Source organism: Paracoccus sp. S-4012 (genome assembly GCF_009674885.1).
In the GTDB taxonomy this organism is placed as follows: domain Bacteria; phylum Pseudomonadota; class Alphaproteobacteria; order Rhodobacterales; family Rhodobacteraceae; genus Paracoccus.
The window spans coordinates 66,135-81,327 of record NZ_WKKA01000008.1; the positions used below are offsets into that span (position 1 = coordinate 66,135).

Consider the following 15,193-nt stretch of genomic DNA (forward strand, 5'->3'; position numbering starts at 1 on the left):
CCCTCAACCCCCGACCAGCACCGCCGAGGCCATGGCCGCGATCCCCTCTTCGCGGCCGGTGAAGCCCAGCCGCTCGGAGGTGGTGGCCTTGACGCTGATGCGCCCCGGCTCGCAGCCGAGGATTTCCGCCAGCCGTGCCTGCATCGCCGCCGCGTGCGGCCCGATCTTTGGCCGCTCGCAGATCAGCGTCACATCGGCGTTGCCGAGCCGGTAGCCCCGCGCCGCCGCAATCTCCGCCGCGCGGGCGAGGAAGATGGCGCTGTCGGCGCCTTTCCATTGCGGGTCCGAGGGTGGGAAATGGCGGCCGATATCGCCCTCGGCCAGCGCCCCGAGGATCGCATCGGTCAGCGCGTGCATGCCCACATCGGCGTCGGAATGGCCTGAAAGGCCGCGGTCATGGGGCAGGGTGACGCCGCAGAGAACCAGCTGATCCCCCGGCCCGAAGGCGTGGACATCGAAGCCCTGGCCCATCCGCACTTCCACAGCAGCCCTCCGCAGGATCGCCGCGGCGCGGTCGAGGTCGCCCGGCCAGGTGATCTTCAGATTTTCCTCATGCCCCGGCGTGACGGCGACCGCCACCCCCTCGCGGCGCACCAGTTCCACGTCGTCGGCCGCCCCCTCGGGATGGGCGCGGTGCGCGGCGAGGATGGTGGCGATGCGGAAGCCCTGCGGGGTCTGCGCGCGAGCCAGACCGTCGCGGTCGGCGGCGCCCTCCACGGTCCCGTCCGCCACGCGCCAGAGGGCATCGCTGACCGGCAGCCCCGGCGCGGCCGCCTCGGCGCCGGAAGCAAGCGCGGCGACGACGGCCTCGATCACAGGGCGGGGAACCAGGGGGCGGGCGCCGTCATGGATCAGGACGTGAGTGACCCCGCCGCCGTCCAGCGTCTCGAGCGCCGCCCGCACGCTCGCCGAGCGGGTCTCTCCGCCCGCGACCAGCGTGACGGTGCCGCCGAACTCGACCACCGCGCGCGCCATGTCGTCGGGATGCACCGCCACGATCACCCGGCCGAACGGCCGCATCGCGTCCACCGCCCGCGCCAGCACGCTGCGGCCGGCGAGGTCACGCCATTGCTTCGGCTCGCCGCCGCCCGCGCGCAGGCCGCGGCCGGCGGCAGTCACGATGCAGGCGAGAACGGGCGCGGCGGTCATGCGTCCCGGATAGGATACCGCCCGCGCCGCGTCCATCCGCCCCTCGCACCCGGCCGCGATGTCGCCTATACCGCCGGCGATCCCCGCGAGAGGAGTGCCGCCGATGCTTGACCCCGCCGCCGCCAGCGACGCCGCCAAGGACGCCGCTGCCCGCGCCGCCGTGGCCATGGTGGAGGACGGCATGCGCCTCGGCCTCGGCACCGGCTCGACCGCCGCGGTCATGGTCCGCCACCTCGCGCACCGGGTGAAGGCGGAGGGTCTGACGCTGCGCTGCGCCGCGACCTCCGAGGCGACGGCGACGCTCGCGGCCTCGCTCGGCCTCACCGTCGAGCCGCTCGACGCGATCGGCTGGCTCGATCTGACGATCGACGGCGCCGACGAGATCGACCCAGACCTCGCGCTCATCAAGGGCGGGGGCGGGGCGCTGCTGCGCGAGAAGATCGTCGCTGCCGCCTCGGACCGGATGGTGGTGATCGCCGACCCTGCCAAGGTGGTCGAGCGTCTCGGCGCGTTCCATCTGCCGGTCGAGGTCGTCCCCTTCGGCTGGGAGACGACGCGTGCCCACATCACCCGCCTGCTGGAGAAGCACGGCCTCACGCACCGGCCTGTCCTCCTGCGCCAACGCGAGGCTGGACCGTTCCGCACCGACGAGGGCAACCTGATCCTCGATCTGGCCCTCGAGGCGATCCCCGATGCCTGCGAGCTGTCGCGCGGGCTGAACATGATCCCCGGCGTGGTCGAGTCGGGCCTCTTCGTGGACATGGCCGACCTTGCGCTGATCGGGCAGCCGGACGGCACTGCGATCGAACTGATCGCGGACCAGACGCCCGAGGAGGACCGGGCATGAGCGATCCCTTCGACTTTGACCTCTTCGTGATCGGCGGCGGCTCGGGCGGGGTGCGCGCGGGCCGGATCGCAGTGTCCGAGCATGGCGCGAAGGTGGCGCTGGCCGAGGAATCGCGCATGGGTGGCACCTGCGTCATCCGCGGCTGCGTGCCGAAGAAGCTGATGATCTACGCCGCCTCCCACCCGGCTGCCGCCGCCGAGGCACGCGGCTATGGCTGGCCGGAGGCCCAGGTCGGCCGCTTCGACTGGCCGGCGTTCCGCGGCAAGCTCCATGCCGAACTCGACCGCCTCGAGGAAATCTACGAGCGCGGCTTCCTCGTCGCGGGCGGCACGCTCTTCAAGCAGCGCGCCCGCATCGTCGATCCGCACATGGTCGAGCTGGCCGACGGCCGCCGCGTGAGCGCGCGCCAGATCCTCGTGGCCACCGGCGGCCGCCCGGCGCTGCCCGACATTCCGGGGGCCGAGTTCGGGCTGATCTCGGATGATCTCTTCGATCTCGAGACGCTGCCCCGGCGCGTGCTGGTCGTCGGCGGCGGCTTCATCGCCTGCGAATTCGCCACGATCTTCCACGGCCTCGGTTGCGAGACGGTGATGATCCACCGCGGCGACAAGGTGCTGCGCGGCTTCGACGACGAGATGCGGGTCCGGGTCGGCTACCAGCTCGAGGGGATCGGCATCGACCTGCGCCTGGGCGTGAACGCCACGCGGCTGGAACGCAGGGGCGAGGGCGTGCGGGTCCGGTTCGACGACGGCCGGACCGAGGATTTCGATGCGGTGATGTTCGCGACCGGACGGAACCCGAACACGGAGGGCCTCGGCCTCGAGGAGGCCGGGGTCAAGCTCGGTCGCCGGGGCGAGGTGATCGTGGACCGCTGGTCGCAGACGCAGATCCCCTCGATCTACGCCGTGGGCGATGTCACCGATCGCGTGAACCTGACGCCGGTCGCGATCCGCGAGGGGCACGCCTTCGCCGACACGGTCTTCGGCGCGCAGCCGCGATTCCTCGACCACGCCGTCGTGGCCTCGGCGGTCTATACCCGGCCCAACGAGCTTGGCACCGTGGGGCTGACCGAGGAACAGGCGGCGGAGCGCGGGCCGGTCGAGGTCTATGCGGCGCATTTCAGCGGCATGCGCGACAAGTTCGCGGGCAGCACCTCCCGCGTCGCCATGAAGCTGATTGTCTGCCAGACGACGCTGCGCGTTCTGGGCGTCCACATCTTCGCGCCGGAGGCGGGAGAGATGATCCAGTTGGCGGCGATTGCCATCGGAATGGGGGCGACCAAGGCCGATTTCGACCGGACGGTGGCCGTCCACCCGACGCTGGCCGAGGAAATCGTCACCCTGCGCCATCCGGAGCGGCGCCACGCGGGGCCGCAGGCAGACACGGTGGCCCAGGCGGCGCAGGCTTGATTCTAAAGCCTGCGGCCCCACTTTCAGCGTAAACGCGCGGAAGCCGGTCCGGTTTCAGCGCCCGACACGAGACAGACGAAGAGGAACGATGCGGATGGCACAAGGACCCTGGGGGGGCGGCAGCGGCGGCGGCAATGAGGGTGGAGGCGAACCACCACGCGGGCCGCAGAGACCGGAGCGGCCCTGGGGCGCGCCGCCGCCGAATGGCGGCCAGCGGCCGGAGCCGCCGCCCGAGCGTCCGGGCGGCCCCCGGCGGCCCGGCCAGCCCGGTGATCTCGATGACCTGATGCGCAAGGGCCAGGACCGGCTGCGCGTCCTGATGGGCGGACGCACCGGCGGCGGCGGGGGCGGGCGCGGTCCCGGTGGCGGCGGCATGCCGCGCATGCCGCTCAACCGCAACACGGTAGGCATCGTCGCGCTTGCCGCGGTGGCCCTCTGGGCCTTCGCATCCTTCTACACCGTCACCACTGGCGAGAAATCGGTCGAGCTGCTCTTCGGCCGCCCGATCGCCGTCGGGGACGAGGGCCTGAACTTCGCGCCCTTCCCCTTCGTGACCCGCGAAGTCGTGAACGTCACCGGCGAACGCTCGGTCGAGATCGGGGCCGGTCGGGCGGGCGACATGGACAGCGGGCTGATGCTGACCCGCGACCAGAACATCGTCGACATGACCTACCAGGTGGTCTGGAACATCTCCGACCCGGAACGCTACCTCTTCAACCTCGCCGACCCCGAGGGAACGATCCGCGCCGTGTCGGAAAGCGCCATGCGCGACATCGTGGCCCGGACGCAGCTCGCGCCGATCCTCAACCGCGACCGCGGCGTGATCGCCCGCGACCTCGAGGTGGCGGTCCAGCAGACGCTCGACAGCTACGAGGCGGGGATCAACGTGGCGCGGGTGAACCTCGGCCGCGCCGATCCGCCGGACGAGGTCGTGGATGCCTTCCGCGACGTCCAGGCCGCCCAGCAGGAGCGTGACCGGCTGGAGATGGAGGCCGACGCCTATGCCAACCGCGTGCTGGCCCAGGCCCGAGGCGAGGCCGCGCAGCTGGTCGAGCAGGCCGAGGCCTACCGCGCCCAGGCCGTCAACGCGGCCTCCGGTGAGGCGTCGCGCTTCAGCGCGGTCTACGAGGAATACGCAAAGGCGCCCGAAGTGACGCGGCGCAGGATGTATCTGGAGACGATGGAAAAGGTTCTTGGGGACGTGAACAAGGTGCTGATCGACGACGGCGGTAACGGGTCCGGCGTGGTGCCATACCTGCCGCTCGACCAGCTGCAGCGCGGTCAGACCGGGCGTCCGGCGGGGACCTCTGCCGGTTCGACCGGCACCACGGCGGCGCCGCTGCCCGGCGGGGTCTCGCCGGGGATCACGGCGCCCGCCGCGGCCGCCGCGCTGACGCCCGGTCTCGGCGGGGGGAGCAACTGATGCGCCGCACGCTTTCCGCCCTCGCGCTGCCCCTGGTGATCGTGGTCGCGGGCCTCGTGCTCGCCGCGATCTACATCGTCGACATCCGCCAGACCGCGATCGTGCTGCGCTTCGGCGAGGTGGTCGCGGTCCGCAACGAGCCGGGCCTCGGCTTCAAGCTGCCGCTGATCGACCGCGTGGTGAAATACGACGCCCGCATCCTCGGCCTGCCGACCGAGCCGATGGAGGTCACGCCCGCCGACGACCGCCGCCTGGTGGTCGATGCCTTCGCCCGCTGGCGGATCACCGATGCGGTGCGCTTCCGCCGCGCGGTCGGCAATGGCGGCATCACTTTCGCCGAGCAGCGGCTCTCGGGCATCATGACCAACGCCATCCGCGGCGTGCTGGGCTCGGTGCCCTCGACCGCGGTGCTGAGCCAGGACCGCACGGCGCTGATGAACCAGATCCGCGACGCGGCCCGCGACGAGGCGGAGGCGCTTGGCGTCACCGTGATCGACGTGCGGCTGACGCGCACCGACCTGCCGCAGCAGAACCTCGAGGCGACCTATGCCCGGATGCGGGCCGAGCGCGAGCGCGAGGCCGCCGACGAGCGGGCGCGCGGCGGCGAGGCGGCGCAGCGGGTGCGCGCGACGGCCGACCGGACGGTGGTCGAGGTCACCTCCGACGCCCGCCGCCGGGCCGAGGTGGTCCGCGGCGAGGCCGACGCGCAGCGCAACGCCATCTATGCCGAGGCCTTTGGCCAGGACCCGGAGTTCTTCAACTTCACGCGCTCGATGACCGCCTATGAGCGGGCACTGCAGGGCGGGACCAGCTCGCTGGTGATGCAGCCCGACGGCGAGTTCTTCAGCTATCTGCGTGACGACAGCCCGGCCAGCACGATGCCGGCCGGCACCGGGCCGCGCCCGATGCCGCTCGTCGAGGAGGCCAGCGCCGAGGCCGAGGCGACGGCCGAGGCCGCGGCCCCGCCAGTCGCGGCGGAGGTGACGGCGAAGCCGGTCGAGGAAACGGCGGGCTCGGACGCCGCCTCGCAACCGCCGCCCGCGCCGACCGGCGCCGCGACCGACCCCGTCGCCCCGGCGCTGGGCGGCGAGGGCACGACGGTGCCGCTGCCGTCCGAACAGTCGCTCATCCCCGAGGAAACGGCGCCGGCCGTGGCCGAGCCGGTGGCGACGGAGACCGTCACGACCGCCGTGCCGGTCAACCCGCCGGCGGCAGCAGCCGACTGATGTCACTCGCCTTTCACGCCCCCGTCACGATCTGTTCAGTCGCGGCGGGCGTGACTTTTTTGCCGCAGCTTCCTAGATTCTGGCCCGGTCCGACGTGGTGGGGCCGGGCTTTTCGCTTTCAGGCCGCCACGTCTCCCATGGAGTAGTGAAGTCATGCCCAAGTCCCCCAAGACGCTGCTGAGCGTGTCGGGCCTCGCGCTCGCGCTCGCCCTTGCCCCGGCCATCGCGCAGCAGGCGGCGCCCGAAGCCGCCCCGCCCGCGGCAGCTACCCCGGCCCAGGCCGCGCCGTCCGACCAGCCGGTCGTCGGATCCGCCAATGACAATGCACCGCTGGCGGCGCCCGAGACCGCCGCGGCCGCGGCGCAGGTGATGCCCGAGAGCTTCGCCGACCTCGTGCAGGAGGTCAGCCCCGCGGTCGTCAACATCACCACCACCGCGGTCGTCTCGCAGCCGGCGATGCGCGGCGGCCCCGAACTGCCGCCCGGCTCGCCCTTCAGCGACCTGTTCCGCGACTTCGGCTTCGGCATGCCCCCGGGCATGGGTCCGCAGGGACCACAGGGCGACTCGCCCTTCGGCAATCGCGGCACCCCGCGCCGCAGCCAGGCGCTCGGTTCAGGCTTCGTGATCTCGGCCGACGGTTATGTCGTGACGAACAACCACGTCATCGAGGGGGCCGACTCGATCGAGATCGAGTTCACCGACGGCACGAAGCGCGCGGCCGAGGTGGTGGGCAGCGACCCGCAGACCGACATCGCGCTGCTGAAGGTGGACGCGACCGATCTGCCCTTCGTGACCTTCGGCGACAGCGACGCCGCCCGCGTGGGCGACTGGGTGCTGGCGCTCGGCAACCCGCTGGGGCAGGGGCTCTCGGCCTCGACCGGGATCGTCTCGGCCCGCGGGCGCGAGCTGACCGGCACCTATGACGACTTCATCCAGACCGACGCCGCGATCAACCGCGGCAACTCGGGCGGGCCGCTCTTCAACATGGACGGCGAGGTCGTGGGCGTGAACACCGCGATCCTGTCGCCGAACGGAGGCAGCATCGGCATCGGCTTCTCGATGGCCTCCAACGTGGTGGCGCAGGTGGTCCAGCAGCTCGAGGAGTTCGGCGAGACCCGCCGCGGCTGGCTCGGCGTGCAGATCCAGGACGTGACCCCCGACATGGCCGACGCGCTCGGCATGGACGCCGCCAAGGGCGCGCTCGTCGCGGATGTGCCGGACGGTCCGGCGGCGGATGCCGGCATGCAGGCGGGCGACGTGATCGTGACCTTCGCGGGCAAGCCGGTGGCCGACAGCCGCGAGCTGGTGCGCGCCGTGGCCGACGCGCCGATCGGCGACGCCGTGCCGGTCGAGGTGCTGCGCCAGGGCGAGACGGTCGCCCTGGACGTGACACTCGGCAGGCGCGAGCTGGCCGAGGCCGACGGGTCCAGCAGCGCCACGGTCAGCCCTTCGGGCGATGCCAGCGAAGCGCTCGGCATGAGCCTCGCGCCGCTCACGGCCGAGACCGCGGCCGAGCTTGGCGTCTCGCGCGGCATGGAGGGCCTCGTCGTGCAGTCGGTCGAGCCTGACAGCGACGCCGCCTCGAAGGGCATCGCCTCGGGCGACATCATCACCGGCGCCGGCCAGGTGCAGGAGCCGGTGCGGAGCCTCGACGACCTCGATGCGAAGATCAAGGAGGCCCGCGACGCCGGCCGCACGTCGATCGCGCTCTGGATCAGCCGTGCCGGTGAGCCGCGCTTCGTAGCGCTGTCGATCGCCGAGAGCTGAGAGGGGGCCGGGCCTGCCCCACCCATCACGACTGACGGGGCGCGGCGTCGAGCCGCGCCCCTTTTCATCCCCCGGCCGCTCGCCTATCCCTCGCGGCCGAGCGACGGAGGGCCCCGACATGGCGAAGATCACCTACATCGAACACAACGGCACCGTGCATGAGGTCGAGGTCAAGCCCGGCATGACCGTCATGGAAGGCGCGCGCGACAACGGCGTGCCCGGAATCGAGGCCGACTGCGGCGGCGCCTGCGCCTGCTCGACCTGCCATGTCTATGTCGATCCCGCCTGGGTGGACGCGTTGCCGCCACGCGACCCGATGGAGGAAGACATGCTCGACTTCGCCTATGAACCCGATCCGGTGCGCTCGCGCCTGACCTGCCAGATCAAGGTGACGCCCGCGCTCGACGGCCTGGTGGTGCAGCTGCCCGAAAAGCAGATCTGAGCCGCGGCGGTTTTTGCCCCATCCCGGTCGCATCCGGGCGGGCCGCCGCGGCCCGTCCCGGCCAGCGTGCCGCCTGAACCCCGAACGCCGAGCACCCGATGACCAACCACGTCCTCACCGTAGCCTGTCCCTCGCGCCGCGGCATCGTCGCCGCCGTCGCGACCTTCCTCGCCAGGCACGAGTGCAACATCACCGATTCCAACCAGTTCGACGATATGGAGGGCGGGCGCTTCTTCATGCGGGTGCGCTTCCGCTCCGAGGGCGGGGTCGATGCGGCGACGCTGCGCGAGGACTTCGGCGCGATCGCGGATGAGTTCGGCATGGATTGGGCGATCCACGACCCCGGCCACCGCATGCGGGTGCTGCTGATGGTGTCGAATTTCGGCCATTGCCTGAACGACCTGCTCTACCGCTGGCGGATCGGGGCGTTGCCAGTCGATATCGTGGGCGTGGTCAGCAATCACATGACCTATCAGAAGGTCGTGGTGAACCACGACATCCCCTTCCACCACATCCGCGTCACCGCCGCGAACAAGCCCGAGGCCGAGGCGCAGCTGATGGCGGTGGTGGAGGAGAGCGGGGCGGAACTGGTGGTGCTGGCGCGCTACATGCAGGTGCTGTCGGACCGCCTCTGCCGCGAGATGGCGGGGCGGATCATCAACATCCACCACAGCTTCCTGCCGAGCTTCAAGGGCGCCAACCCCTACCGCCAGGCGCATGAGCGCGGCGTGAAGCTGATCGGCGCGACCGCGCATTACGTCACCGCCGACCTCGACGAGGGGCCGATCATCGAGCAGGACACGGTGCGCGTCACGCACGCCCAGTCCCCCGCCGACTACGTCAGCCTCGGCCGCGATGTCGAGGCGCAGGTTCTGGCGCGCGCGATCCACGCGCATATCCATCACCGGGTGTTCATGAACGGGGCCAGCACGGTGGTGTTCCCGGCCAGCCCCGGCGATCACGCCTCCGAGCGGATGGGCTGAGCCGCCTCAACCGCGCGCGGCTGCGGGGCGGAAGCGCAGGTCGACATAACCGTCCACCGCGGCGGAGAGCGCCTTGCGGGGATCGTCGCCCCCGGCCCAGACGCTCGTCTGCTCGATCGCCTCGAGCGTCGTGAGGCCGAGGACGAGGGCACGCAGCGTCAGCAGCAGTTCCTCGATATCGGTCCCGGCGTCGAGGCGGCCCTCATCCTGGGCCTTCAGCGCGAACTGCCGGGCGAGCTCGTAGACGGCGGTGTTGTAGCGCTCGACCATCGCGCTCTCGGCGAAGCGCAGCGCGGGCAGGCTCAGAAGCAGCCGCGAGGCGTCGACATTGTCGAAGGCCCAGTCCAGCACCGCATGCATCATGGCGCGGATCTGGGCCACCGGATCGCCCGCGGCGGCCCGCGCGGTGGCGACCGTCACCGCATCGACCAGCAGCACGAGGGCGTGCTCCATCACCGCGATGGTGAGGTGCTCGGCCGAGGGGAACAGCGCCTTCGCGACGTGGCCGGGCACGCCGGCCGCAGCGGCGGCGGCCTCGACATCGGGCAGCGGCGCCTTGCCGGCCATCTGCGCCGCCGCCGCGACGACGATGGCCTCGTATTGGGTGCTCGACGGGGGCCGGGGGGCGCGTGCCATGCGGCGCAAGGTGCCGAACGGAGGCAGGGGGCGCAAGCCTTATCGCAACCTGTGCGCGAAACGTGGCAGATTAAACCCCCCGACGCGCAGGGTGCGTGCTCCGCACGCACCGGAACGCGGCCGGTGCGTGCAGAGCACGCACCCTGCGGGTCACAGGCCGAGGCGCCACGTCCGTCGCGATCACCCGCGGGCGGTGCGCTTCACTCCGCCCGCGACTGCCGCTTGCGCTCGTGCGGGTCGAGATGCCGCTTGCGCAGCCGGATGATCTTCGGCGTCACCTCGACCAGTTCGTCGTCCTCGACATAGGCTATCGCCTCCTCGAGGCTCATCCGCACCGGCGGCGTCAGGCGCACCGCCTCGTCGGTGCCGGAGGCGCGCACGTTGGTCAGCTTCTTGCCCTTGAGCGGGTTCACCTCAAGGTCGTTGTCGCGGCTGTGCTCGCCGATGATCATGCCCTCGTAGACCTGCTCCTGGGCGCCGATGAACAGCCGTCCGCGCTCCTCCAGGTTCCAGAGCGCGTAGGCGACCGAAACGCCGTTCTCCATCGAGATCAGCACCCCCTGTCGGCGGCCTTGGATCGGGCCCTTGTGCGGGGTCCAGCCATGGAAGATGCGGTTCAGCACGCCGTTGCCGCGCGTGTCGGTCATGAACTCGCCCTGGTAGCCGATCAGCCCGCGCGAGGGGACATGGGCCACGATCCGGGTCTTGCCGGTGCCGGCGGGCTTCATCTCGACCAGTTCGCCCTTGCGGTCGCCGGTCAGCTTCTCGATCACGACGCCGGTATAGTCGTCATCCACGTCGACGATGACTTCCTCGACCGGCTCGAGCCTGTCGCCGCCTTCCTCGCGGAAGATCACCCGCGGGCGGCTGACGGACAGCTCGAATCCCTCGCGGCGCATGTTCTCGATCAGGACGCCCATCTGCAATTCGCCACGCCCCGAGACGACGAAGGCGTCGCCGCCGGGCGTGTCGTCGACCTTGATGGCGACGTTCACCTCCGCCTCGCGCATCAGCCGCTCGCGGATCACGCGGGACTGGACCTTGCTGCCGTCGCGCCCGGCCAAGGGCGAGTCGTTGATGCCGAAGGTCACGGAGATGGTCGGCGGGTCGATGGGTTGGGAGGGGAGCGCGCCCTCCACCTCGGGCGCGCAGATGGTGTCGGCGACGGTCGCCTTCGACATGCCGGCGAGGGTGACGATGTCACCCGCCACGGCCTCGTCGATGCCGGTCTGCGTCAGCCCGCGGAAGGCGAGGACCTTCGAGATGCGGAACTGCTCGATCCGCTCGCCATCGCGGTTCAGCGCCTTGACGGTGTCGCCCGCCCGCGCCCGCCCGCTCTCGACGCGGCCGGTGAGGATGCGGCCGATGAAGGGGTCGGCGCCGAGGGTCGTTGCCAGCATGCGGAACGGCTCGTCGCGCCGGGCCATCTGCGCGGGCGCGGGGACGTGGCGCAGGATCAACTCGAACAGGGCTGACATGTCCTTGCGCGGCCCGTCGAGTTCCAGGTCCGCCCAGCCGTTGATGCCCGAGGCATAGACATGCGGGAAGTCGAGTTGCTCGTCCGTGGCGCCCAGATTGGCGAAGAGGTCGAAAACCTCGTTCAGCGCCCGGTCGGGCTCGGCCGCCGGCTTGTCGACCTTGTTCAGCACCACGATCGGCCTGAGACCGAGGGCAAGCGCCTTCGAGGTCACGAACTTCGTCTGCGGCATCGGCCCCTCGGCTGCATCGACGAGCAAGCAGACCCCGTCCACCATGCTGAGGATGCGCTCGACCTCGCCGCCGAAATCAGCGTGGCCGGGGGTGTCGACGATGTTGACGCGCGTGCCATGCCACTCGACCGAGGTTGCCTTGGCGAGGATGGTGATGCCGCGCTCGCGCTCGATGTCGCCCGAGTCCATGACGCGCTCGGCCACGGCCTGGTTGTCGCGGAAGCTGCCGGACTGCTTGAGCAGCTGGTCGACGAGGGTGGTCTTGCCGTGATCGACATGCGCGATGATCGCGATGTTGCGGATGTCCATGGGGTCTCCGGGTGCCGGGGTTGCGGGCATGTAGCGCGAAGGCCCCCCGAGGAAAAGCCGCGATTGCAGCGGGCCATGGCCGCCGGGCAGGGGTCAGGGACGATTGAGCATTGTGCCCGGCGCATGAACGGCGTTAATGTCGGCGTCGCGCGCGGCCCCTATCCTGCAATCGCAGGTTGTGTCGCGCCAATGATTTCGCAGTTCGGCCCCTGGCGCTGCCTCCGCATGGCGGCAGGTCGGGACCGCACGGAAAAACAGGCGCGCCCGTGGCCGATTGCCGGCCCGGCCGCCATTCGCGCCCCAGGCCCGCCCTCGCGGCGAGCGGGGGCAGACAGGACAACGGACGCGATGGATCGCGCAGGAACAGCATCGGCAGCGCAAGGGGCGGGCAACCGCGCCCGGCCGCCGACGCATCGCCTCGCAGCAGTCGCGCCCTCCCGCACAGAACGCCGATCCCAGCCCCTCGCGCCGCGTGCGCCGGGGCCGGGCGGCGTCGGAAAAGAGCTAAATGGCCAAGAAAATGCTGATCGACGCCACGCATCCCGAGGAGACTCGGGTGGTCGTGGTGGACGGAACCCAGGTTGACGAGTTCGACTTCGAGACCGTCAACAAGCGGCAACTCGCCGGGAACATCTATCTCGCCAAGGTGACGCGCGTGGAGCCCTCGCTCCAGGCCGCCTTCGTGGACTATGGCGGCAACCGCCACGGCTTCCTCGCCTTCGCCGAGATCCACCCGGACTACTACCAGATCCCCGCCGAGGACCGCCGGGCGCTCATCGAGGAAGAGCGCGCGGCCGCCGCCGACGAGGAGGCGGAGGAAGAGGCGCGCGAGAACCGCCGCTCTCGCCGCGGCGGCTCGCGGGCCGAGCGCGCCGGGACGGGCGACCGCACCGCCGCCGCGCCCGCAGAGGCCGAGGCCGAGGCGATGGACGCGGCCCTTGCCTCCGAGGCGATCCCCGGCATGGAGCTGACCGACGGCATCGCCGACGAGGATCAGGGCGACGACGCCGAGGCGGAGGCCCCGGCCGAAGACAGCCACGACGACCACGATCATCACGATCACGACCACGAGGCCCCCGCGCAGGGCGACCTCGAGCCGCGGGCCGCGACCGCCAACGAGCGCGACGAGACCATCGAGTCCGTGGCCGACGAGGACGTGGCCGAGGAAATCCCCGCCAAGCCCCGCCGCCCCCGCGCGCGCCGCTACAAGATCCAGGAGGTCATCAAGGTCCGGCAGATCATGCTGGTCCAGGTCGTCAAGGAGGAGCGCGGCAACAAGGGCGCGGCGCTGACCACGTATCTGTCGCTGGCCGGCCGCTACTGCGTCCTGATGCCCAACACCGCCCGCGGCGGCGGCATCAGCCGCAAGATCACCGTCGCCGCCGACCGCAAGAAGCTGAAGGAGATCGCCTCCGAGCTGGAGGTGCCGCAGGGCGCCGGCCTCATCATCCGCACCGCCGGCAGCCAGCGGACCCGGACCGAGATCCGGCGCGATTACGAATACCTGATGCGCCTGTGGGAGCAGATCAGGGAACTGACCTTCCGCTCCACGGCTCCCGCGCCGATCTACGAGGAAGGCGACCTCATCAAGCGCCAGATCCGCGACCTCTACTCCAAGGAGATCGACGAGGTTCTGGTCGAGGGCGAGCGCGGCTACCGCGCCGCGCGGGACTTCATGGCGATGATCATGCCGTCCCATGCCCGCAACGTGAAGCACTACACCGACCCGGTGCCGCTGTTCTCGCGCTACCAGGTCGAGACCTACCTCGCCGGCATGTTCAACCCGGTCGTGCAGCTAAAATCGGGCGGCTACATCGTCATCGGCCAGACCGAGGCGCTCGTCGCGATCGACGTGAACTCGGGCCGTGCGACCAAGGAAGGCTCGATCGAGGAGACCGCCTACAAGACCAACTGCGAGGCCGCGGACGAGATCGCGCGGCAGCTGCGCCTGCGCGACCTGGCCGGGCTGATCGTCATCGACTTCATCGACATGGACGAGCGCAAGCACAACGCCGCCGTCGAGAAGCGCTTCAAAGATCGGCTGAAGGACGACCGCGCCCGCATCCAGGTGGGCCGCATCTCGGGCTTCGGCCTGATGGAGATGAGCCGCCAGCGGCTGCGTCCGGGGATGCTGGAAAGCACGACCCAGCCCTGCGCGCATTGCCACGGCACTGGCCTGATCCGCAGCGACGACAGCATGGCGCTGACGATCCTGCGCGCCATCGAGGAGGAGGGCACCCGCAAACGCTCGCGCGAGGTGCTGGTCAAGGCACCGGTGAAGGTGGCGAACTTCCTCATCAACCAGAAGCGCGAGCATATCGCCGCCATCGAGGCCCGCGCCGGCATGTCGGTGATGATCGAGGCCGATCCGGACCTGATCTCGCCTGACTGGAGCATGGAGAAGTTCAAGACCGCGACCCGCACCCTTGCAGAGCCCGAGAAGCAGGCGCTGTCGGTGGACGCGAGCCTGATGGCCGCGATCGACGACGAGACGGGCGACCTGGTCGAGGAGGAGGACGAGGACGAGGACGACCGCGACGACGAGGCCGAGGCCGAGGCGCCGGAGGATCGGGCCGAGGGCGAGAAGCACGAGGACGGCGATGGCCGCAACGGCCGCCGCCGTCGGCGCCGCCGCCGTCGCGGTGGCCGCGGGTCCGAGAACGGGGAACACGGCGAGGGCGATGAGGCCGAAACGGCTGAGGTCGCCGATGGCGCGGCGTCGGACGAGGCCGCCGCCCCGCCGGCCGAGGGCGAGGCGGCAACCGGAACCCGTGCCGAGCGCCCGTCTTCCCGCAGCCGCTCGCGCAGCCGCAGCCGCAGCCGCCGTGGTGCGGCCGAGGCCGCCGAGGCGGAAACGTCAGAGGTCGCGGCGGAGCCGGTGAGCGAGACCGAAGCCGAGATTGCGCCCGAGGCCGAAAGCCCCGCACCGGAGCAGGAAGCGCGCGACGAAGCCGCGGCGGAGCCGGCGCCGGTCGAAACCGCGCCTGAGGCCGCACAGGAGGCCGAGGCCGCGCCGGAACCGCCGCAGGAAGCGGAAGCCGCGGCCGAAGAACCGGCTGAGGAGCCTTCGCCGGAACTCGCCCCGGTACCCGCGGCCGAGCCTCCGGCGGAGGAGACGCCCGAGCCCGCGCGCGTGCCGGAACTGGTCAGCGATCAAGCCAACGCCTCCGAGGGGCCCGCGGCGGCCCCGCCGCCCAAGCGCCGCGGCTGGTGGTCGTTCGGCTGACGCGGGCCGTCACTCGCGCATGAAAAAGGCCGCCGGTCACCCGGCGGCCTTTGTCGTTCAGGGGTCC

General features: G+C 71.2%; 11 protein-coding genes. 8 read left to right on the forward strand and 3 right to left on the reverse strand.

Annotation, left to right across the window (positions count from 1 at the left end):
- Nucleotides 1-3: 3 nt before the first annotated feature.
- Complete coding sequence (locus GI374_RS12025; RefSeq protein WP_154337320.1) at nucleotides 4-1,149, reverse strand: bifunctional 2-C-methyl-D-erythritol 4-phosphate cytidylyltransferase/2-C-methyl-D-erythritol 2,4-cyclodiphosphate synthase; 1,146 nt, start codon at nucleotides 1,147-1,149, stop codon at nucleotides 4-6.
- A gap of 103 nt (nucleotides 1,150-1,252) precedes the next feature.
- On the opposite strand from GI374_RS12025, the gene rpiA reads away from it, so the two are divergent.
- From rpiA to purU, 7 genes are all read left to right on the forward strand, one after another.
- On the forward strand, nucleotides 1,253-1,996 hold the full coding sequence (gene rpiA, locus GI374_RS12030; RefSeq protein ID WP_154337321.1) for a ribose-5-phosphate isomerase RpiA: 744 nt from the start codon (nucleotides 1,253-1,255) through the stop codon (nucleotides 1,994-1,996).
- Nucleotides 1,993-3,405 (forward strand): glutathione-disulfide reductase, encoded by a 1,413-nt coding sequence (gene gorA / locus GI374_RS12035; protein WP_154337322.1) that lies wholly within the window; start codon nucleotides 1,993-1,995, stop codon nucleotides 3,403-3,405. The genes rpiA and gorA overlap by 4 nt, the downstream gene beginning before the upstream one ends.
- 94 nt (nucleotides 3,406-3,499) lie before the next feature.
- The gene (gene hflK / locus GI374_RS12040) at nucleotides 3,500-4,828 is read left to right on the forward strand and encodes an FtsH protease activity modulator HflK (protein ID WP_154337323.1); all 1,329 of its coding nucleotides are present in this window, start codon (nucleotides 3,500-3,502) and stop codon (nucleotides 4,826-4,828) included.
- Complete coding sequence (locus GI374_RS12045; protein WP_154337324.1) at nucleotides 4,828-6,054, forward strand: protease modulator HflC; 1,227 nt, start codon at nucleotides 4,828-4,830, stop codon at nucleotides 6,052-6,054. The genes hflK and GI374_RS12045 overlap by 1 nt, the downstream gene beginning before the upstream one ends.
- Before the next feature lie 153 nt (nucleotides 6,055-6,207).
- Entirely contained in the window at nucleotides 6,208-7,821 is a 1,614-nt protein-coding gene (locus tag GI374_RS12050; RefSeq protein ID WP_154337325.1) for a Do family serine endopeptidase, read from the forward strand.
- Between the two features lie 118 nt (nucleotides 7,822-7,939).
- Nucleotides 7,940-8,263 (forward strand): ferredoxin FdxE, encoded by a 324-nt coding sequence (gene fdxE, locus GI374_RS12055; RefSeq protein ID WP_154337326.1) that lies wholly within the window; start codon nucleotides 7,940-7,942, stop codon nucleotides 8,261-8,263.
- Between the two features lie 98 nt (nucleotides 8,264-8,361).
- Nucleotides 8,362-9,246: a formyltetrahydrofolate deformylase gene (gene purU, locus GI374_RS12060; RefSeq protein WP_154337327.1), complete on the forward strand. Its 885-nt coding sequence runs from the start codon at nucleotides 8,362-8,364 to the stop codon at nucleotides 9,244-9,246.
- Between the two features lie 6 nt (nucleotides 9,247-9,252).
- On the opposite strand, the gene GI374_RS12065 is transcribed toward purU, so the two are convergent.
- Together GI374_RS12065 and typA are read right to left on the reverse strand one after the other, a co-directional pair.
- Nucleotides 9,253-9,882 carry a hypothetical protein gene (locus tag GI374_RS12065; protein ID WP_154337328.1) on the reverse strand — a complete coding sequence of 210 codons (630 nt, stop codon included), beginning with the start codon at nucleotides 9,880-9,882 and terminating at the stop codon, nucleotides 9,253-9,255.
- Between the two features lie 200 nt (nucleotides 9,883-10,082).
- The gene (gene typA / locus GI374_RS12070) at nucleotides 10,083-11,900 is read right to left on the reverse strand and encodes a translational GTPase TypA (protein WP_154337329.1); all 1,818 of its coding nucleotides are present in this window, start codon (nucleotides 11,898-11,900) and stop codon (nucleotides 10,083-10,085) included.
- 508 nt (nucleotides 11,901-12,408) lie between these two features.
- Here typA and GI374_RS12075 point away from each other — a divergent pair.
- The gene (locus GI374_RS12075) at nucleotides 12,409-15,126 is read left to right on the forward strand and encodes a ribonuclease E/G (protein WP_154337330.1); all 2,718 of its coding nucleotides are present in this window, start codon (nucleotides 12,409-12,411) and stop codon (nucleotides 15,124-15,126) included.
- Nucleotides 15,127-15,193 lie beyond the last annotated feature (67 nt).